Origin of the sequence: Litoreibacter albidus (genome assembly GCF_900107015.1) — a bacterium.
Classification (GTDB): domain Bacteria; phylum Pseudomonadota; class Alphaproteobacteria; order Rhodobacterales; family Rhodobacteraceae; genus Litoreibacter; species Litoreibacter albidus.
In genome coordinates, this window is sequence record NZ_FNOI01000005.1 from 116,349 (window position 1) to 135,708 (window position 19,360).

The 19,360-nt window shown below is 56.3% G+C and carries 18 protein-coding genes and 1 tRNA gene; 11 read left to right on the top strand and 8 right to left on the bottom strand.

What is annotated here, in order from left to right:
• Positions 1 to 31: 31 nt before the first annotated feature.
• The 3 genes from BLW66_RS12725 (at position 32) to BLW66_RS12735 (ending at position 3,289) form a co-directional block, all read left to right on the top strand.
• A complete protein-coding gene (locus tag BLW66_RS12725) occupies positions 32 to 1,675 on the top strand; it encodes a BCCT family transporter (protein WP_089947545.1) in 1,644 nt (547 codons plus the stop codon).
• 280 nt (positions 1,676 to 1,955) lie between these two features.
• Positions 1,956 to 2,936: a response regulator gene (locus BLW66_RS12730; RefSeq protein WP_089947546.1), complete on the top strand. Its 981-nt coding sequence runs from the start codon at positions 1,956 to 1,958 to the stop codon at positions 2,934 to 2,936.
• A complete protein-coding gene (locus tag BLW66_RS12735) occupies positions 2,936 to 3,289 on the top strand; it encodes an Hpt domain-containing protein (protein ID WP_089947547.1) in 354 nt (117 codons plus the stop codon). The genes BLW66_RS12730 and BLW66_RS12735 overlap by 1 nt, the downstream gene beginning before the upstream one ends.
• A gap of 2 nt (positions 3,290 to 3,291) precedes the next feature.
• On the opposite strand, the gene BLW66_RS12740 is transcribed toward BLW66_RS12735, so the two are convergent.
• The 4 genes from BLW66_RS12740 to BLW66_RS12755 form a co-directional block, all read right to left on the bottom strand.
• The gene (locus tag BLW66_RS12740; protein WP_089947548.1) at positions 3,292 to 3,669 is read right to left on the bottom strand and encodes a response regulator; all 378 of its coding nucleotides are present in this window, start codon (positions 3,667 to 3,669) and stop codon (positions 3,292 to 3,294) included.
• Between the two features lie 35 nt (positions 3,670 to 3,704).
• The gene (locus tag BLW66_RS12745; RefSeq protein ID WP_170833474.1) at positions 3,705 to 5,228 is read right to left on the bottom strand and encodes an ATP-binding protein; all 1,524 of its coding nucleotides are present in this window, start codon (positions 5,226 to 5,228) and stop codon (positions 3,705 to 3,707) included.
• Between the two features lie 250 nt (positions 5,229 to 5,478).
• Complete coding sequence (locus tag BLW66_RS12750) at positions 5,479 to 8,652, bottom strand: CHASE domain-containing protein (RefSeq protein WP_139254568.1); 3,174 nt, start codon at positions 8,650 to 8,652, stop codon at positions 5,479 to 5,481.
• A gap of 244 nt (positions 8,653 to 8,896) precedes the next feature.
• Positions 8,897 to 8,973, bottom strand: a tRNA-Arg gene (locus BLW66_RS12755).
• A 96-nt stretch (positions 8,974 to 9,069) separates the two neighbouring features.
• On the opposite strand from BLW66_RS12755, the gene BLW66_RS12760 reads away from it, so the two are divergent.
• The 5 genes from BLW66_RS12760 (at position 9,070) to BLW66_RS12780 (ending at position 12,479) form a co-directional block, all read left to right on the top strand.
• Positions 9,070 to 9,678, top strand: coding sequence for a TetR/AcrR family transcriptional regulator (locus tag BLW66_RS12760; RefSeq protein WP_089947551.1), 609 nt, complete (start codon positions 9,070 to 9,072; stop codon positions 9,676 to 9,678).
• Positions 9,679 to 9,771: 93 nt separating this feature from the next.
• Positions 9,772 to 10,446, top strand: coding sequence for a PspA/IM30 family protein (locus BLW66_RS12765; RefSeq protein WP_089947552.1), 675 nt, complete (start codon positions 9,772 to 9,774; stop codon positions 10,444 to 10,446).
• A 39-nt stretch (positions 10,447 to 10,485) separates the two neighbouring features.
• Positions 10,486 to 10,773 (top strand): hypothetical protein, encoded by a 288-nt coding sequence (locus tag BLW66_RS12770; protein ID WP_089947553.1) that lies wholly within the window; start codon positions 10,486 to 10,488, stop codon positions 10,771 to 10,773.
• Positions 10,774 to 10,881: 108 nt separating this feature from the next.
• Positions 10,882 to 11,520 (top strand): lysophospholipid acyltransferase family protein, encoded by a 639-nt coding sequence (locus BLW66_RS12775; protein ID WP_089947554.1) that lies wholly within the window; start codon positions 10,882 to 10,884, stop codon positions 11,518 to 11,520.
• Positions 11,520 to 12,479: a phosphatidate cytidylyltransferase gene (locus BLW66_RS12780; protein ID WP_342027825.1), complete on the top strand. Its 960-nt coding sequence runs from the start codon at positions 11,520 to 11,522 to the stop codon at positions 12,477 to 12,479. Before BLW66_RS12775 ends, BLW66_RS12780 begins: the two co-directional genes overlap by 1 nt.
• Before the next feature lie 16 nt (positions 12,480 to 12,495).
• On the opposite strand, the gene BLW66_RS12785 is transcribed toward BLW66_RS12780, so the two are convergent.
• On the bottom strand, positions 12,496 to 12,807 hold the full coding sequence (locus BLW66_RS12785; RefSeq protein ID WP_089947555.1) for an ETC complex I subunit: 312 nt from the start codon (positions 12,805 to 12,807) through the stop codon (positions 12,496 to 12,498).
• A gap of 128 nt (positions 12,808 to 12,935) precedes the next feature.
• Between BLW66_RS12785 and uvrB the strand changes: the two genes are divergently transcribed.
• A complete protein-coding gene (gene uvrB / locus BLW66_RS12790; RefSeq protein WP_089947556.1) occupies positions 12,936 to 15,140 on the top strand; it encodes an excinuclease ABC subunit UvrB in 2,205 nt (734 codons plus the stop codon).
• Between the two features lie 125 nt (positions 15,141 to 15,265).
• The gene (locus BLW66_RS12795) at positions 15,266 to 15,631 is read left to right on the top strand and encodes a hypothetical protein (protein WP_170833475.1); all 366 of its coding nucleotides are present in this window, start codon (positions 15,266 to 15,268) and stop codon (positions 15,629 to 15,631) included.
• Between the two features lie 37 nt (positions 15,632 to 15,668).
• Here the strand turns inward: BLW66_RS12795 and BLW66_RS12800 are convergent, their stop codons facing one another.
• Positions 15,669 to 15,986, bottom strand: a complete 318-nt coding sequence (locus BLW66_RS12800) for an antibiotic biosynthesis monooxygenase family protein (protein ID WP_089947558.1) — start codon at positions 15,984 to 15,986, stop codon at positions 15,669 to 15,671.
• Positions 15,987 to 16,083: 97 nt separating this feature from the next.
• Here BLW66_RS12800 and BLW66_RS12805 point away from each other — a divergent pair, with 97 nt between their 5' ends.
• Positions 16,084 to 16,413 (top strand): hypothetical protein, encoded by a 330-nt coding sequence (locus tag BLW66_RS12805; RefSeq protein ID WP_089947559.1) that lies wholly within the window; start codon positions 16,084 to 16,086, stop codon positions 16,411 to 16,413.
• A gap of 33 nt (positions 16,414 to 16,446) precedes the next feature.
• On the opposite strand, the gene BLW66_RS12810 is transcribed toward BLW66_RS12805, so the two are convergent.
• Together BLW66_RS12810 and BLW66_RS12815 are read right to left on the bottom strand one after the other, a co-directional pair.
• Positions 16,447 to 16,854 (bottom strand): universal stress protein, encoded by a 408-nt coding sequence (locus tag BLW66_RS12810; RefSeq protein WP_089947560.1) that lies wholly within the window; start codon positions 16,852 to 16,854, stop codon positions 16,447 to 16,449.
• A 91-nt stretch (positions 16,855 to 16,945) separates the two neighbouring features.
• Positions 16,946 to 19,237 carry a glycosyl hydrolase family 28-related protein gene (locus BLW66_RS12815; RefSeq protein ID WP_089947561.1) on the bottom strand — a complete coding sequence of 764 codons (2,292 nt, stop codon included), beginning with the start codon at positions 19,235 to 19,237 and terminating at the stop codon, positions 16,946 to 16,948.
• Positions 19,238 to 19,360: the final 123 nt, after the last annotated feature.

The window sequence follows — 19,360 nt, forward strand, 5'->3', positions numbered from 1 at the left end:
GACGAAACGAAAATCATAAGGAGGACGTCTGATGTCAGATGATTCGACGCCGGGGATTCCCTCTCCGGACGGCGCGGCAGATGTAATTGATACCGATTACGTCGTCGGCCAAGACAACCACGAGGGCAGTGTTGGCCCCTTTGGATTCGATATCCATAACCCAGTGTTCCAGATATCTGGGTTGAGCATTGTCGCATTCGTATTCTACACCTTGGCGCTGCCCGAGCAGGCTGGCGCTGTGTTCAGCTGGCTGTTTTCGGCTGTGACCCAAGGCTTTGACTGGTTCTTCATTGCGGCGGCGAACGTCTTCGTCTTGTTCTGTTTTCTCCTGATCCTGACCCCGCTGGGCAACGTTCGGCTGGGCGGCGCGGATGCCGCGCCCGACTACAACTATCTTGGCTGGTTCTCGATGCTGTTCGCCGCAGGCATGGGCATCGGGCTTATGTTTTATGGCGTGTCAGAGCCGCTTTCCCACTTCTCTACCGCATTGGGCGGCACATCCGTTGGTGAAGATGGTCTGCGCAACGACTGGGCACCTTTGGGTGCGGCAGCGGGCGACCAAACAGAGGCCATCCGCCTTGGCATGGCCGCGACCATCTATCACTGGGGCCTGCACCCTTGGGCCATCTACGCCGTCGTAGGTTTGGCGTTGGCTTTGTTTAGTTATAACAAAGGCTTGCCGCTGACGATCCGTTCTGCTTTCTACCCTGTCTTGGGGGAGCGTGTGTGGGGCTGGCCTGGTCACATCATCGACACGCTTGCGGTTTTTGCGACGCTGTTCGGCCTCGCGACGTCCCTTGGCCTTGGTGCAACGCAAGCCAACGCCGGTTTGAACGAATTGTTCGGCGTGCCAATCGGCGCCACAACGCAGGTGCTGCTGATCTCCGGCATTTCCGCAGTTGCTACAGTGTCTGTTCTGCGCGGCCTTGATGGCGGCGTGAAGCGCCTGTCCGAGCTGAACATGGGGTTGGCGTTCTTGCTGCTGGTCTTCGTGTTGATCGTTGGACCGACGCTGCTGATCTTGCAAACCTTCGGCTCCTCGTTGCTGGCGTACCTTGAGTACCTGCCAGCCCTAGCCAACCCTGTTGGCCGTGAAGATGTGAACTTCGTCCAAGGCTGGACCTCGTTCTACTGGGCGTGGTGGATCAGCTGGTCACCTTTCGTCGGCATGTTCATCGCCCGTGTTAGCCGTGGTCGTACTGTGCGTGAATTCTTGGTCTGCGTATTGCTGATCCCAAGTGTCGTTTGCGTGTTGTGGATGAGCGTCTTTGGCGGCGTAGCAATCCAGCAAGTGATCCAAGATGGTTACACTGTCGCACAAGAAGCAGAGCTGCCACGTCAACTGTTCGCAATGCTCAACGCGCTGCCATGGGCTGGCATCACATCGTTGATCGGCATCGTGCTGGTCATCGTGTTCTTCGTCACCTCGTCCGACTCCGGCTCGCTGGTGATCGACACGATCACGGCTGGCGGCAAGGTTAATGCGCCGGTTCCACAGCGCGTGTTCTGGTGCATCTTCGAAGGGGCCGTAGCAATCGTGTTGCTGCTGTCTGCAGGCGGCTTGAAGTCGTTGCAATCGATGGTGATTTCTACCGGATTGCCGTTCACTGTTGTGCTGCTGTTCATGTGCTACGCGATCTACAAAGGCTTGCGTTCGGAACGCGCTAACACCTGAGCAACTAGGTTAAATTAAACCTAAACGCCCCGTTGCATTGCTGCTGCGGGGCGTTTTGCATTTTGCCGGACGACACCACCGAATAACGTCTTATTTTCATCGGCTTATTACGAAATTTCTTTTCGTAACATCGCGTTTCGCAACCCTCACAAGATTAACTTGCATCCGGAAACAATCACATAGTCGCCCTATTCCTGCCCACATTCCCCGACACTGTGGACGGAAGTTACGGTGTTAGTTGGTTGTTTTTTCTGACCGCAAGAAACCAAAGGGCAAGACTATGCGTATTTTAGCAGTCGATGACGATCCAATCATCTTGGAGATCCTGAGCGAGGTTCTAAGCTCTTTCGGGTATGATGACTTTACGTTTGCGGGTTCAGGCTATGAAGGGCTAGAAACCCTCAAGAATGATAAGCAAGGCTTCGACGCCTTACTATACGACATTCAAATGCCGGATATGGACGGCATTACGCTGACCAAGCTGACACGCAAAATTCACCGCTATAAAGACGTGCCGATTCTGATGCTGACGGCTATGGCCGACAAAGCATACATCGACCGCGCATTCCGCGCGGGCGCGACAGACTACGTGACCAAACCTTTCGAGACGCAAGAGTTGCGCTCTCGGATGGATTTGGCCAGCCGTTTGGCGCAGGGCCAAAAACGTCTCGACGCGCGCGCGAATTCGCTGCGCGATATTGCACAGCAAGAGCGTCAGATCGCTCTGGAAGACCCGCATTCCATCCAAGATGTTGACTGCGTGATCCCGCTTCCTGCGTTCAACAACTACCTGAAACAACTTGGCAGAGGCTCGCTTTTCAGCTCCTCCCTGATCACCTTCAAGATTGAGAACATCGAGCGGTTGAACGGCTCAATGACGGATTTTGAATACATCTGCGCCCTGACAGACGCGGCCGACGCAATTGCGGCGGCGATCCCCTTCCGTCAGTTTCTTATGACGCACGGCGGCAACGGCACTTTCCTATGCGTCGCCGACGGCGTGAACCGTGAACTGATCGAGGCGCTGCCCTCCGACATCGCCCATGCAGTCGAGGAAATCGATCCTTGCTACGGCGACGGACGCCCGCTTGTTATGTCAATCCTCGTTAGCGAACCAGTTGCCCTGCGCTTCCGTGGACGTGACGCGATTGACCGTGCGTTGAGCACCGCCGTATCGCGCGTGGAGCATGAATCAGCAGACGTGCCGGCGCATATTCCTACAAAGCCTAAGTTCCCATCCTTCCGGCTGGGCGGCCTATAATGACGCAAACCAGCGCCGTTCAAATAGGTCTGGAACGTATCAAGCTTCGGTTTCTATCGCAGCTTGATGACAAACTAGACTTGCTAGAACTGCAGCTGGACCAGCTCCTTATCCCACAAAAGCGCGCGAACGCGATGCGGGCCATTCAAGCTGAAGCGCATAAAATTTCAGGTACAGCGCCCGTGATTGGCCTTCCTGAACTGGGCAGCGTCGCGGCAACCGTCGATACTGCCATCGCTGGTCTTTCAGCGTCAGCAATGACCGAAAGCGTCACGAGGCGTCTCCAAGCACAGGTAGAGTTGCTTTTGGAAACTGGTGCGCTCGCAGTGCAGGGCATGTCACCCGACCAATAAACTCAAGCGGTGATGATCGCCCTGATCCGGTCGGCCAAAGTCATTGGGTCAAAGGGCTTCTCGATGACATCCACAGCACCGTGTTCCTTCAACCCTGAGATCTCGTTCGCTTGCACGCGCGCAGTCATGAAAATACACGGCGTCTCTTGAAGTTTTGGGATATTGCGGAGTTGCGAAAGCAACTCTACGCCACTCATTTCGGGCATCATAACATCAAGCAGCAGCACGTCTGGTTGGAGGTTTTCGACGCTTACCAGCGCCGCTGCGCCGGATGACGCTTGCACGACCGTCATTCCGCCGACTGCCTCCAGCGCCAGAAGTGTGATTTCTCGAATGTCGTCGTCATCATCGACGTGCAATACTGTTAGTTGATCTGCCATGCCCCACCTTACTCTTTCCTATAAGCCTTAAAGACTTATTGCGCCGCGTCCAGTATTTCGGCGTCCTGCACACGGCCCTGTGCGGAATGCCGCGATGGCAGACGCACAACGAAAGTGGAGCCTGCCCCTTCGGCACTTTCCAAAGTCACCTTGCCGCCGTGGCGTTCCGCAATGACCTTTACAATATTCAGCCCCAAACCTGTACCGCCCTTTGACTTGCGGTCCTGTCCAGACACTTGTGTGAAACGGTCAAAAATCGTCGCCTGAGCTTCTGCCGGAATCCCTACCCCGTAGTCGCGCACCGCGATCAACGTGTCAGGGCCGTCAGTCGCAAGGCTTACAACAATGTCGTCTCCTGGAATCGAGAATTTGGCCGCATTCGACATCAAGTTGTTGAGTATCTGGAAGATTTTGTCCGCGTCACATTCCACAACATGCGGCTCGTCCGTCCCCACCAGTCGGATCCCGACCTGGTACTGCGTGCAATACGCCTCGTTCGCGGCGGCGGCATCCTTGATCAAAACAGACAGGTCTGTTTTCGCGAGATTGAGCTGGTTTTGCCCTGACGAAAACTTCTGCAAATCCAATATATCATTAATGATCAGGACCAAACGGTCCGAGTTTCGATGCGCGATTTCCAACAGCGAACGGCTCTTGTCCGAAAGCTCCCCCGTTGCACCTGACAGCACCAGCCCAAGGCCTCCTTTGATAGACGTCAGCGGAGACCGGAGTTCATGGCTGACTGTCGAGACAAATTCGTCCTTGGCCTTCTCTTGCGCCAAGCGCTTGGAGATATCATTGGCGAAAGCTACAAATTGTGCGCGCCCGTCGACGTTGATAATGTGCTGCAGGTTTATCTCGAACGATGTCCCGTCCGTTTCAATCACGTAGGTAAGCTGCGGTAGGCGCCCTTTGATCAGCGGCTTTGCGCGTTCGAAGAAACGGCTGCGGTCAAATTCCGCGACGGAATCGGCGGGCGTCTTGTCCTTATAGTCGTCCCCCCAACCGGACCGGTCCATCGCTGCTTTGTTCATGTAGGTGTAATGCAGGGTTTCGGCATCAAACACATACACTTGGTCACGCAGCATATGCAGAGCGGCCCGCATGTCCTGCTCGCTCTGCATCTGCTTCACGGCGGTAATATCGGTTCGGGTGGAGATGCTGCTGACATGTTCTCCCGCGTCCGAGTACACGGGGAACACTGTAGTTTGCGTCCAGATAGGGCGCCCACTTTTGGCCCGCAGCTGTAGCTCGCCAGTCCAAGGAATTCCGTCGTTCATCGCCTGTCGAATGAGCTTGAACTGATGTTGTTCTTTGTCGGGATAAAACGCGTTGGCCTGTTGGCCGATCACCTCATCCCTGCTGTATCCAAATGTCTCAAGAAAGCGTTCGTTCACCTCGGTGATACGCGCATTCCGGTCCGTCACGCTAACGATCGTATGTTGGTTGAAGGCCTTAAGCTGGTTTTCCGCATCAGAGCACCGCGCCTCCGCAACGGCTCTCAGGTGCATCACATAGCCCATCCCACCGCAGAACAGCGCGGAAGTTACGAGTCCCAAGCTGAAGTATGTTCCGCTCGACAACGCAGTAAGGTCCGGCGCGGCCAAAGCTGCACTCGGCACGACAAAGGATGCCGCAGTGCTGAGCAGAGACGACGCCCGCCTAACACCTAGAGATATTTTTCGACTCATGTTGACCCACAATCCACGCAACTTGCGTAACTATTTACATATCCACGGACAATCACTGAACTTGTGGCTAATCCCGTGCCGAAATTGCGGCATTGTTGTGGTAGATTTGAATCCAAGTTTAGGAGACGTGAGGGTCACCTTCTGCGCGCCGGAAGCGCTCGACACTTTTGATGGCTCTCGTCACGACTTCAGTCAAATCCGCACGGGATTTAACAAGGTCTGCAACGACCAGATCGCTCTTGACCTTGCCCTCATACGCCGAAAGGCCAAATATCGGGATATTGTTCTGATTTTCCTCAATGCCGCTCAACAACTCATCGCCTCGTCCATCGGGCAATTCCCAGTCGATGATAACTAGATCATATGTAAAGTCGCGAATCTTTTTGCGCGCGCCCGCAAGCGTCCCAACGGATGTTACCTTGGCAAATCCGCCGAAGCTGTTGCGAACAATCTCGGCGAAGTCCTCATCGTCCTCTAGGTGCAAGATCTCGATCGGCTTTTGATCCTCCAATTGATGCTCCTGCAGGTTCGCGGCAACGACAGCGGCGCTCTCGATCTCGGGTAGCGTGAACCAAAAACATGTCTCGCCGTCCACGACACTGTCGAAGCCAATTTCTCCGCCCATGTGATCAATTATTTGCTTGGAGATATTCAAGCCAAGCCCCGTTCCGCCGTTGCTCCGCGTATCGGAGCTATCAGCCTGCTGGAACGCCATGAATACCTTGGGGACAAAAGCCTCCGGTATACCTGGTCCGATGTTGCACACTTTCACCCGTAGGTTGCCGTCCAGCCGTTCCACCGACACGTTGATCACGCTGTCGTTGCAGGAATACTTCGCCGCGTTGGAAATGAAGTTGGCAACAACTTGCTGCAGGCGTCTCGGGTCGACATATGCGGCAGGGGAAATCGGAGGGTATTTCCCCTTGATCGTGGTATTGTGTTGATGGGCAAAGGGTTCCAGCTGCTCAACCGCAAGCTGTACAAGCGTATTGATGTTCTCGTTCGAGAAGACGAAATCCGACTGACCGGAGGAGATTTTCTCCATGTCGAGAATATCGTTCACAAGGTCGATCAAACGATCCCCGTTCTGCTGCGCGATCTTCACCAACCGATTGGCAGGGCCAGCTAAGTCGGCAGCGTACTGACCTTCGAGCAAAGACAATGCGCCCTTGATGGATGTAAGCGGAGTTCGCAATTCGTGACTAACGGTGGAGACAAACTGCGCCTTCATTTTCTCGACGTTTTTCAGCTCGTTGATGTCCTGAACTTGCAGGATGAACATCTCCTCATCCAGCTCATCGTTGTACGTCCACGCGACACCGACCAGCCCCCATTTTATGCCACCCTCACGCGTGACGATCCGGCACTCGCTCTTCAAAGAATGCTCGTTGTTTTTTTGCAGCTCCCGCACGTTGCTATGCAGGTTGCGGAAGTCCTCACGCACCACAATGTCGCTGAGCTTTTTGGTTTGCAGGTATTCCTCGCTAAAGCCTGTCAGATCGCATAGCGCATCGTTGACGCCAAGGAAGTCGCCCTGCGCCGAGCACAGCGCCATCCCTACCGGAGCGTGTGCCAATACGGATTTGAATCGTTGTTCGCTGTGCTCAAGCCTTTCTTGCGCTTCACGCAATTCGGTGATGTCCGTTTGCGCCCCGATGAGGCGTGTAGCCACCCCGTTCTCATCTTTGCCTGCAACGACCGCGTCCGACCGCATCCAGCGCCATTCGTCCTCGCCGAACCGCATCCTGTACTGCGCGACCGAGCGTTGCGTTTTACCCGAAATGCACGCCTGATCCGCCTCTTGCAGCGCCGCAAGATCGTCGGGGTGAATCCGGTCCAAAAACGCTTGCTGGGTATCCACGTCGGAGGTCGCCTCAGGGATGCCCATTAGCTGCTTCCACATGCCGGAGACAATTGATTTGCCCGTTCTCAAATCCAGATCGAACACGCCAATCTCTGCGCCGATGAGCACTTTATTCCAGCGCTCTTCAGCCTCGCCAAGCCTTTGCTTGCTGTTTTCTTCCTCGGTGACGTCTTGTAAAATCGCCACCGACTGGGTGGACCCATCAATCGCATCCCAGCTTGAAAACCGCCCGTCTAACAAAAGCTTCGTTCCGCTGGAGGTTTCCGCCTTGATCCGCGTTGCGTCGTCATGTGCGGTAATATCAAGCCCGCCGATGAGGCACTGTAACGGTTTTCCGATCAACGCCTGCTCATCCAGCTCGAACATTTCGCCCGTGGTTTTGTTTGCCGTAACGATGCGTTGCTCACCGTCTAACAGCAGGATGGCCGCCATTGCATTATCCACGATGGAACTGGTCTGACGCTCCCGCGCCTTTAGCTCACGGGTTTTCTGCGCGACCAATATCCTCACCGCACGCTCCCGCTGCAAAAGCGAGGCCGTCAGCAAGCCCACCAGCGCCGTGACCATGAGCCCTAGCGCCAAGGTGAACCACGTGGATAACTGCGCTTCGCCTGCCTCAAACTTTGGCGTACTGCTCCAGACCATCAGCCATTCCTGACCCATCCCCGGCACGACGGCGGACCGCGTGAAAGCGGATGTTGCACCACCGTCAGGACTTTCGTCGTATATCACCATGTCATCGTCAGGCTCGGTGCCGTCGTAGACCGTCAACCAGAATTGCTCGGTCTGCGCTGCTGTCATGTCTTTCAGAGCTTCGCCACCAACGAACGGCAGGTACGACCAACCGATAAATACGTCGTTTGCACCGATAATCGGGTTGACCAAAAGGAACCCTGGCTGACTGGTCTCATCTTGGACCAGCAAAATACGTTCGGTAAGCTGAGGGGACTTCGTGTCACGTGCCTTGATGGCCGCCTCTCGCCTTCGTTTCTCGAACCCGATGTCCAAGCCAATCGCGGCGGCATTTACCGACATTGGTTCGATGTAGGTGATCACATAGGCGGTTTCACGATTGGACTCAGGCCGGACTTGAAAGTTCGGTTGCCCAAAATCACTGCGGCCCGCGCGAAACTCGTCCATCTTCGCCGTCTCAACCGGCAGAATAATCCCAAGACCACTAACTCCCGGCAATGCTTCGGATATCGTCAACGCCTCTACGTACTTGCGCCAGTCCTCTTGCGTCACCTTATCGGAGGCCATGTAAAAACCGGCTGCGCTAGTCAACGCTTGCCGGTAGTCCGATAAGCGACCGGACAGAGCATCCTTGTTGTCTTCTGTTATCGTCTCAAAGACCGCGCTCGTGCGCTTCTTTTGGTCATTGTTGAACCATGAGGCCACGGCAAGCGTCGCCAACACACAAGCGGTCATGATGGTTAATGGAATCCACCCAGTGTGTTTTTTAACAATAAAATCGACCAAATCCGAAGATCCCCAGTTTATAATTCCCACCACGTTCCGCAAACCGCAGAAGCAAACCAAAAACTAGATAACAGGCTCACCTATATTGCAGTCGCTTGGGCACTGACAGGGATGAAAGTAGGTCGATTGTTCAGACAGGCAACACTGTGCCTTATTCATCGCGGCAATGCTGGCTGCGAATAACTGTTCATTGTGGCGATCCCTGAAGGACTCGAACCCTCAACCTGCTGATTAGAAGTCAGCTGCTCTATCCAGTTGAGCTAAGGGACCGCTGACCGCTTATTGCGAAAGCCTGCGCGCAAACGCAAGGGCTTTGCTTATTTATCCGCCCTAGCTAAAGATGAACGCAGTTCAAGTGAGGGGCCTATGACCGGAAAAGTTCAGAAGAAACGTGAAGATCTCCGCGCGCGATTGATTGATATCGCTGAAGAGCGGATCAAGACGGATGGCATAGCTGGCCTGCGGGCCCGAGACCTTGCGAAGGAAGCAGGATGTGCGGTTGGTGCCATATACAACGTCTTTGGCGATATGAACGACTTGATCATGGCCGTGAACGCACGGACGTTCAAACGCGTCGGCGCGCAGGTTTCAAAGGCCGTCGCGGCACAGCCCCCCGGTCATCCGGTCAATTCAATGATCGCCATGTCGCATGCCTATCTGCACTTCGCACGTGACAACACTCCCGCTTGGCGCACGCTGTTCGACTTGGAGGTTTCTACCGAAGAAAAGGTGCCAGCGTGGTATTTAGAGGAGCTGCAAAACGTCTTCTCCCTGATCGCTGATCCGTTGGTGCGAATCTTTCCGGATATGTCCGAGGAGGATGTGAATCTTATGACCCGCGGGCTGTTCTCATCCGTGCATGGAATCGTGCTTCTTGGGTTGGAGAAGCGAATATCAGGCGTTCCTATTGATAAGCTTGAACATATGATTTCTCTTGTTTTCAATCACTTGACGTCAACACCCTCAGAAAAATGAACTTCGTTCAAGTTTTTTATTGAACGTCGTTCAAAAATCAGTATCTTGAATTCATGAACAGCGTTCACACGCTACCATGTAGGAGAGACCAAGATGTTTTTGACATTGAAGACCCTGATGACCGGCGCAAATGCTCGGGCCGAAGAAAAGGTCCGCGACGTCTACGCCATCGAGTTGATTGAACAAAAAATCCGCGAAGCGACCAACAGCCTGACCGCTGCCAAGGCCACATTGGCAAGCTTGATCCAGCGCCATCGCGGTGAAGACCGCCAAGTGCGCTCCATCGAGGCCCGCGTCACTGACCTGACCGAGCGCGCGCAAAAGGCGCTTAATGATGACAATGAGACCATGGCCGCCGAGGCCGCGAATGCCATCGCCCAGCTTGAGAACGAGCTTGAAGGCCGCCGCCAAACTTTAGGCCGGTTGGATCAGCGGATCATGCGCTTGCGCCAAAGTATTGAAACGGGAAACCGCCGCATCATCGACCTGAAGCAAGGCGCAATAACGGCTAAAGCGGTGCGCTACGAACAATCGGTGCAAGCCAAGCTGAACACCACACTTCAGGGTAAGTCCAGCGTGGCCGAGGCCGAAGAGCTAATCGCGAATGTTCTTCAAAAAGACGACCCGTTCGAGCAGGCCGAAATCCTCGCCGACATCGACCGCGATCTCACCCACGAGACCCTCGCAGATCGCTTATCGGACGCAGGATACGGCGCAGCCACACGGGCCACGGGCGCGGATGTCCTCAAGCGCCTGAAATCCAAATAACCGACAGACACATAAAATTCTTTAGAAAAGGAACAGAAAATGAATAACGCAATCAAATCCGACAATACCTTGATAATGATGGTAAACCTTGCAGGCGTGTTCATCGCCCTCGGGATGTTGGCCCTCTCCCTCTACATGTCGCCTGACGTGCCGCTGTCGACCAAAGGCTTCTGGGGCATCGGCGTGCTGATGCTGTCGCTGAGCTTGGTGAACTTCGTGAAGTACCGTTTTGACGAGCGCATCAGCGAAGACCGCATTCAACAGATTGAACGCGCACGGAACGAAAAACTGCTGGAAGACTATGTGACGGTCGACAAAGCCGCCTAAGACATTTCCAAGCCAGTTGCCGCGCCCTCCTCCCCGGGGGCGCGGTTTTCCTTGATTAAAGCCGCCAAAACCTGTCCCTTGAAGTAACTGTTTAATAAGAGAGCCGAAATGCGCCGCTTTGCAGCTTCCATCGTAGGACAACTCCTGATTTTTGTAGGTCAGTTCATTACGGCAGCCCGCGCCGATTGGCGTGGGATTGAGCCGGTACCACGTCAACGCATCTACTACGCCAACCACTCCTCCAACGCCGATCTGCCGCTTATCTGGACGGTTCTGCCCGCCGCAATTCGGCGCAACACCCGCGCCGTCGCAGCGGCTGACTACTGGTTGAAGAACAAGCTCCGCGCGTTCATCGGGCGCGACGTTTTTCATGGGGTGCTGATCGACCGCCGCGCCGAGCACCGCACCGATGATCCCATCGCAAAAATCGTGCAGGCGCTCGACGATGGTTCATCCATTATCATTTTCCCTGAAGGTGGGCGTAACCGCACGGAAGACCCTTTGATGCCATTCAAGGCGGGGCTCTATAACATCGCGCAGCAACGACCAGAGGTTGATCTGGTCCCATGCTGGATCGACAACATCGCCCACATAATGCCAACGGGGGAGGTGATCCCAGTGCCATTGGCCTGCACCGTGACGTTTGGCGCCCCTATCCATGTGGGCGAGACAGAACAGAAAGACGCGTTCTTGTCTCGCGCCTCTGACGCGCTGCTCGATCTGATCCCGTCCCGAGGGCAAGCCTGATGGAAATGACCCAAACAAGCTCCGACCTGCTGTTCCTGTTCGCCGCGTGCTGCGGCTTGCTGATCATCGCGACACTTGTGGGCGAAGTCCTACAAGCGCGGCTTCACAAAACCCGTGCCAACCTGACGGTAGAGACCTACCTGACACGCGTTCACAGCTGGTGGGGCATGGTGTTTTTGTTCTCCATCGCGCTGCTGGTCGGTCCGGTGGGCATCATCACTCTGTTCGCCTTCTGCTCCTTAGCGGCATTGCGCGAATTTCTAACGCTGACAACGAAAACCAATGCGGATCATTGGTCCCTGATTGCCAGTTTTTATCTAATTCTACCGTTTCAATATGTTTTGATTTGGTGGGGTGAGGTCGGGCTGTTCTCCACCCTGATCCCCATCTACGCCTTCCTACTCCTCCCGATCCTCAGCGTTCTGCGGGGCGGCGAAGGGGCCGACAAAAACTTCCTCGCGCGAATATCGGAAACCCAATGGGGCCTGATGATCTGTGTGTTCTGCGCCAGCTACATACCCGCGCTCGTCACCCTCGACATTCCAAACTACGGCGACCGCGCGCCACTGCTCATCGCCTATTTGGTATTCGTGATCCAGATGAGCGATCTCATGGAATATTTCACCGGCCGCCGCTTTGGCAGACGCAAGGTCGCTCCTGCCGTATCGCCCAAAACCCGCGAGGGTATCGCGTGCGGGGCCGCGTTTGCGGCGGCTCTAGGCCTGCTGCTAACGTGGATGACGCCGTTCTCACCGCTCGCATCGATTGCGATGGCGGTCATGGCCTATCTCGTGGGTGTCGGCGGGTCTTTGGTTTTGGCGGCGATCAAGTCTGACCGCGGCATAAAGAACTGGGGCCACCTCATTCCCGGGCAAGGCGGGTTCGTGGATCAACTCGACTCCGTGGTCTTCGCAGCGCCCGTGTTCTTCCACGTCACACGCTACTATTACGGCGGCTAGTTAAGGCGCGCCCTAACTAGTGCGTCCACACACCGCGACGTCCGGTGGCAAAATTTTCACCGTAACCGCCCGGGCGGATCACCGGCTTGCGGATGTTGGGGCTGGTGACAGTCGCCTCAATCCCATTGTCTTTCGCGTAATCCAGCGCGGCTTCCTTGCTGTCGAAGGTCAGCTTCACCTGCGCCTGCGTGTCGGACGACGACGTCCAGCCCATCAACGGATCAACGTCGCGGCCCGTGCTGTTCACAAACTCCAAAACCCATCCTCTGGATTTTGCAGTGCCGGATTGCATGGCTGTCTTCGTCGGTTGGTAGATGCGTGCGCGCATGGGGACTTCTCCAAAAACTCTGCCTATATATCGCGATCCTGACACCCTATGGCAAGAGCACAAAACAGCACGGGTTGAAGCGGAACAAAAAAGGATCATCTTAAGGGCAACCCAAGGAATCGCGCGACATGCATAATAACTCTCCTGAACAGATGCCTAAACAGGTTCCGATCCTGTCCAACCCTGCGCCGGATGTGAAAACCCGCGACAAGCTGGAGGGCGGGATTAAGTTCCGTCTGGAAACCGAGTTCGACCCCGCAGGCGACCAGCCCACCGCCATCCGCGAGCTGAAAGAGGGAATTCTGAACGGCGACCGTGACCAAGTTTTGCTAGGGGCCACTGGTACGGGTAAAACCTTTACGATGGCTAAACTGATTGAGGAAACCAATCGCCCCGCGATCATCCTTGCGCCGAACAAAACACTCGCGGCACAGCTTTACGGCGAATTTAAAGGTTTCTTCCCCGACAACGCCGTCGAGTACTTTGTCTCATACTACGACTACTACCAGCCCGAAGCCTATGTCGCCCGCTCCGACACCTTCATCGAGAAGGAGTCGCAGATCAACGAGCAGATCGACCGCATGCGGCACTCCGCGACCCGTGCGCTACTGGAGCGTGATGACGTCATCATCGTGGCCTCCGTGTCGTGCATCTACGGCATCGGGAGTGTCGAAACCTACGGTGCCATGACGCAGGATTTGCATATCGGTCAGGAGTACGATCAGCGCAAGGTCATGGCCGATCTGATCGCCCAAGCCTACAAGCGCAACGATCAGGCGTTCCAGCGCGGCACCTTCCGTGTACGCGGCGACAGCTTGGAGATCTGGCCCGCCCACCTTGATGACCGCGCATGGCGCTTGTCCTTCTTCGGGGAGGAGCTGGAAGCCATCGCCGAATTTGATCCGCTCACCGGAACCAAAACCGACACGTTTGAGCGCGTGCGCATCTACGCGAACTCCCACTATGTGACGCCGCGACCAACCATGCAGCAGGCCATTAAGGGCATCAAAAAGGAGCTCACGCACCGCTTGGCGCAGTTCAACGATGAGGGCAAGCTGCTGGAGGCGCAGCGGCTAGAGCAGCGCGTCAGCTTCGACTTGGAAATGCTGGAAGCCACCGGTGTGTGCAGCGGGATCGAAAACTATTCGCGCTACCTCACGGGTCGCGCCCCCGGCGAGCCGCCCCCCACCCTGTTCGAATTCATCCCCGACAACGCCATCGTGTTCGCCGATGAATCCCACGTCTCCGTGCCGCAAATCGGCGGCATGTATAAGGGTGACTTTAGACGCAAAATGACGCTGGCAGAGCACGGCTTCCGCCTGCCATCCTGCATGGACAACCGCCCCCTCAAGTTTGAGGAATGGGATGCCATGCGCCCGCAATCCGTCTTCGTGTCGGCCACCCCCGCCTCTTGGGAGATAGAGCAGTCGGGCGGCATTTTCGTGGAGCAGATCATCCGCCCCACCGGCCTTCTGGACCCGATGATCGAAATCCGTCCGGTGGAGACCCAAGTTGACGACGTCATGGACGAAATCCGCCTCGTCTCCGCCAAGGGCATGCGCACGCTGGTGACGACGCTGACCAAACGCATGGCCGAGGACCTGACGGAGTTCCTGCACGAGAACGGCATCAAGGTGCGCTACATGCACTCCGATATCGACACGATCGAGCGGATCGAAATCCTGCGCGACCTGCGCCTTGGGGTGTTCGACGTGCTGATCGGGATCAACCTCCTGCGGGAGGGATTGGACATCCCCGAATGTGGCCTTGTGGCCATTCTGGACGCCGATAAGGAGGGCTTCTTGCGCTCCGAGACGTCGCTGGTGCAGACCATCGGCCGCGCCGCGCGGAACGCCGACGGGCGCGTCATCATGTATGCCGACAAAATCACCGGCTCGATGGAGCGCGCGATGGGGGAGACCGAACGCCGCCGCGCCAAGCAGATTGCCTATAACGAGAAGCACAACATCACCCCCGCCACGGTCAAGAAAAACGTCGAGGACATTCTGGCCGGCCTCTACAAAGGCGACGTTGACATGAACCGCGTAACCGCCACCATCGACGCGCCTGCGGGCGCCAACTTGCAGGCGGTGCTGGACGGTCTACGGGTCGACATGCGCAAGGCCGCCGAGAACCTAGAGTTCGAGGAAGCCGCCCGCCTACGCGACGAGGTGAAGCGCTTGGAAACCGTCGATCTCGTGGTCTCCGACGACCCCTTGGCGCGTCAATACGCGGTGGAGAAAGCCGTGCAAGACGGCTTGAAAAACGGTGGCCGTTCAACGGCTGGCAGGCCGGGTCAACGGGGTGGTGTTAAGAAGCGGGGGAAGAGGTGAGCACTGTTAAAGAATTAGTAAATTTGGGCGACTATTTCGAACTCATAGTTCAAGAGGATTACACTGACTACAAGTCATCGATCTCACTGCGAAAATGCGTGCACCTTGCCCAAAGCCTATTCCACATGGCTGATTGGGCGTTTTCTCACGAGCGGGCCGCACTTGAATCCTTGGAAGGTCGCCGTTTTGAATCCGAAAAGGATATATACCCACATTTAGCTCTGGGAAGTAGTTCTTTCGGACTGATCCGGGACATCGCGAATGCTTCCAAACACGTAAATCTGAGTGGAAAACCCAGTACCAACATCAAGAACGTCACCGATTTGAAAATCGAAACCAGTGCATTTGGGGAAGGGACATTCGGAACCGCAAGGTATGGTGGGATAAACCCAATAGCTTTTGACGGAGATCGCGTCGTGTACTTAGACGAACACATGCACGAAGTTTTTCAGTATTGGTTAGATTTCACAAATACTATTAGTACTCGCTAGCTTAACACTTCTCTATTTCTGAACCCATCGCCCCCCTCTAAAACCCCTCCGCCACCTCATACATCACCGGCTCGAAGCTCTTGCACAACCCGCTGATCACGCGGTTGCGTTTGCGCATCTCATCCGTGCGCAGCATCGCCTGAAAGTCCTCGCGGCGGTCCCATTGCGAATAGTTGGCGATCCGCGTTTGCGCGTCGTTCACATGCAGCGCGGCAGATATAAAGCCTTGTTGCTTCGAGATGAATTCCGCATAGGCCGACGTCAACTCGTCCAACAAATCCTGACACGTCCCCGGCGTCATCTCGAAGGTGGTGATCACCGTCTGGCACTGCGCTTGTTTAGAAATCTTGGTCATATCAAATCCCTCCTGCGTACAGCTTAGCACATCAGGTCTGGGATTTGGGGCGGTCCTTTTAACAAAGCCGAAACCCGAATCCCTTCAACATGAGTGCATGACAGATCATACGGTAGACCCACTTGCCCTGCGGCACGGCCCCCTTATCGCCCAAGTCTGGGACCAAATCGCGCTCGCCCGCGACGCCGCGCGCGCTTCGCCAACCCAAGACCGCGCCGCCTTCTGGCTGCGCCGCATCCGCCACTTACGACGGCAGGTTTTAACGGCACACCGGCATGAAATGGCGCGCCACGACGCCTCAACCCCCGCCATCGACGGCTGGTTTCATCCCGTCACATCCACGCTAGACCGTGCCGCAGCACATTTCGCGGCTAGCCTTGCCGCCAATGCTTTGGCCCAAAAACAAAAAGCCGCCACAGCCAGATAACTGTAGCGGCGAGTTGGGAAACACCCGTACTGTTTAGCGAACGACGTGAACCGCGCATTGCGCATACCGCACGACGCGTGCAGCGGTGCCACCAAGGAAGTAATCCTGCACACCGGGCTTGTGCGACGACACGATGATGCAGTCGTTCCCATGCGTGTCAGCCCACTCCAGAATAGTGCGGGCGGAATGGCCGGTAACCACCATAGCCTCCCCGCCCGGAACCATTGCGGCGATCTGGTCCAAACGGGTCATCACGTCCTCGCGGCTCTTCTCGATAAACTCACCAGAGACGTAGCGCGCGGCGTAGCTTGGCAGCTCCTCGATGACGTGCAAGATCGTGACCCGCGCCCCGTCGGCGGCAATAGCGCGGGCCACCTCCAGCGCGGCGTCCGGCGTATGGTCAGGGTCGAAGACAACTGGAACAAGAATTTTAGAATACATGAAACCTTCTCCTTTAGTTGCCCCCTTAATACCCGTTAACGCAGCCCATCCGCTTTGATCCACGTCAATACGTCGCCACCCCGTCCGGCGGTCAGTATGGGTTGTCGACGCGCGCCGTCACATTCACCCTGCCCTTCACCGCCGTCCCCCAGATGACATCAACCGCCCCTTTGGAGGCCCCCTCCTCGGGGTCGGTGTAATGGGTGACAAACTGCTTTACGTTGCCAGCATTGCGCAGCGCACCCACTGGTGTGACATCGGTGACGTTTCTGGCACGCCCGCCGAAAGGCAGCCAATCCGTGAAGTCACAGCGCCATGTCTCCGCCGCGCTGGTCTCACTAAATGACAACATGACAGGGCTCTGTGTCCATTGGTTCACCGCATGGTAGGTATTGCCCGTCCAGTTGATGTTGCGGAACCGCCCCGCATCCAGCGCGGCAACGCTGTCATCTACCTTGTCCACACGGTCGATGTTGCCGTTCGTAACCTTGAACGTATTGCCAGAGACGTTCAGCCCATTGATAAAGTGCCCCGCCCCGTAAGGTTTGATCACGATAAACCGGAAGTACGACGCCGCGCCGATTGCCGTGAAAATATTGCCAACAATCGACAAGGCCCCAAAACTCAGCTCGCTGGAAAAGTTCGGCAACGCGTCATGCTCGTTGTTCCACTCGATGTAATTGTTGTCGCTGTAGTTGCCGTTGATCACGATTTTTGAGGACGGCTTGGTCAGGATCAGCCCCGCAACGCGCGGCGCCCCGCTCAGGTTGTCGCCGTGGAACCAATGGTTCCCCAGCAGCATGTGGCCAGACCCGTGGATGACCGCGAAGGCGCCCATACGAATACAGCGATTGTCGCGGATTTTGCTGTCGTTCGCGTTGATGTTGAAGCCGATCGACGCCCGCTCCGTCGCCGCTAGGGCCTGCTCGTTCGAGATGAACTGACACCGATCAATCATCATCCCCTGACACGCCAGTCCGATGGATGTCACCGCGCGGTCCAACGGCTGGTTAAAAAAGCAATCCCGCAGGTGCCAGATCAGACCAGCAGGCGGCAGCATGACACAGCTCGCCAACCCGTCGGCCTTCATGTCCACGTCAGAGATGTTGAACTGCGACAGCTTCTGAAAGCCGCTGAAATCCAACATGTAGCGGAAGCGTTTGAAGCTGTAAGTCTGCGTCCCCACCGCGTCATAGAGTTGCTGGCTCAGCGTTAGCGTCTGGGCACCCACATTCTTGCTGGTCACATAAACCTCACGCCCGACGCCATTGCCCTGCACCAAGCTACCGACTTCGATGTTTGCCACATTGGTGACGTTGCTTAGGGTATAGGGCTGCGACGTGGCGTAAGTAGCGGCGGAACTGGCGGTGCCAGTGGCCCAAGCCGGATCCGCAATCGCATCCAGCTGCCCGTTTCGGATCACACGCCGCGCGGTAAACGATGTCACATCCGGCACCGCCGCCTGCATGTCAATCGGCCCTCGCAACCCGATGGAGCGCCCGCACAGGTCCAAGCTTTCATGGCTGGATTGCTTTAGCAGCGCCTGAAACGCCTTGCGAAGCGCCAGTTCTTCATCCCCAAAGGCCGCCGCATAGTGGTCGAAATCGAAGTTCTGAGAGAGCGCCAGATACTTTTCTGCGGGCATCGTCACCGTACCTTGGAACCGCACGCGGCTTTCGAAGGTGACGTTGTTGGCAAGATGGTAAACGCCGTCAGACACAAGTACCTCGCGCCCACCCGCCGCCGCATCCGCGGCTTCAAAGGCTGCAGTGTTGTCGGTGACACCGTCACCCACCGCACCGAAGTCCTTCACGTCGACCCAGTCCATCATCGTGCGCAGGAACGCCGATGTAACGTCCCCAATCTGCACGTCGTCAATGCGCACCACCCCGCCATTTGCGCCGGTCAGATCAATGCCGAAGTGGCCGTACAAAGCCTCCCGCCCCCAGTTTAGGTCCACACCCGTACGCGCGCCGCCGCCGACGATGGCGGTGATTTCCACGACCTCGCCGTAGCCCGTCAATGTGGCGGCCGCCCCTTGCGTGGTCACGCCAGCGACCGCAACACCGCCCGCGCCGCCCGCAAAGCCACCAACACGGACCGTCGGAAGGTTTCCCGAAATCGCCTTAACGCGAACCTTGATCTGCAAGTAGCATCCCGGCAGCAACGGCGTCTCACCCATGTAGCGCAAGGATTGGATGTTTTCGGTCTTCTGCAATTCGAGACAGCCACCGAAATCCTGATCCGCCGGCACATATGCCGCCGAGGCAAAGCCATCATAGGTCGCCGTTCCGGGGGTCCCGTCGCCGCGGGACCACACATCCAGACCGTTCGCAAATGGGGGCGGCGTAAGCACCAGCCCGTCAGTAATCGCCTTGTTCATCCGTAGCCCTTTTCAACTTGGTTGGAGCGGGCGTGTCGGATCAAAGCGCGGCACGCGGCAAGCCCCGTGCGCCCCCGAGATCGGGGTGGAAGTGATGCTCAAATTGGGAAATGCCGGACACGC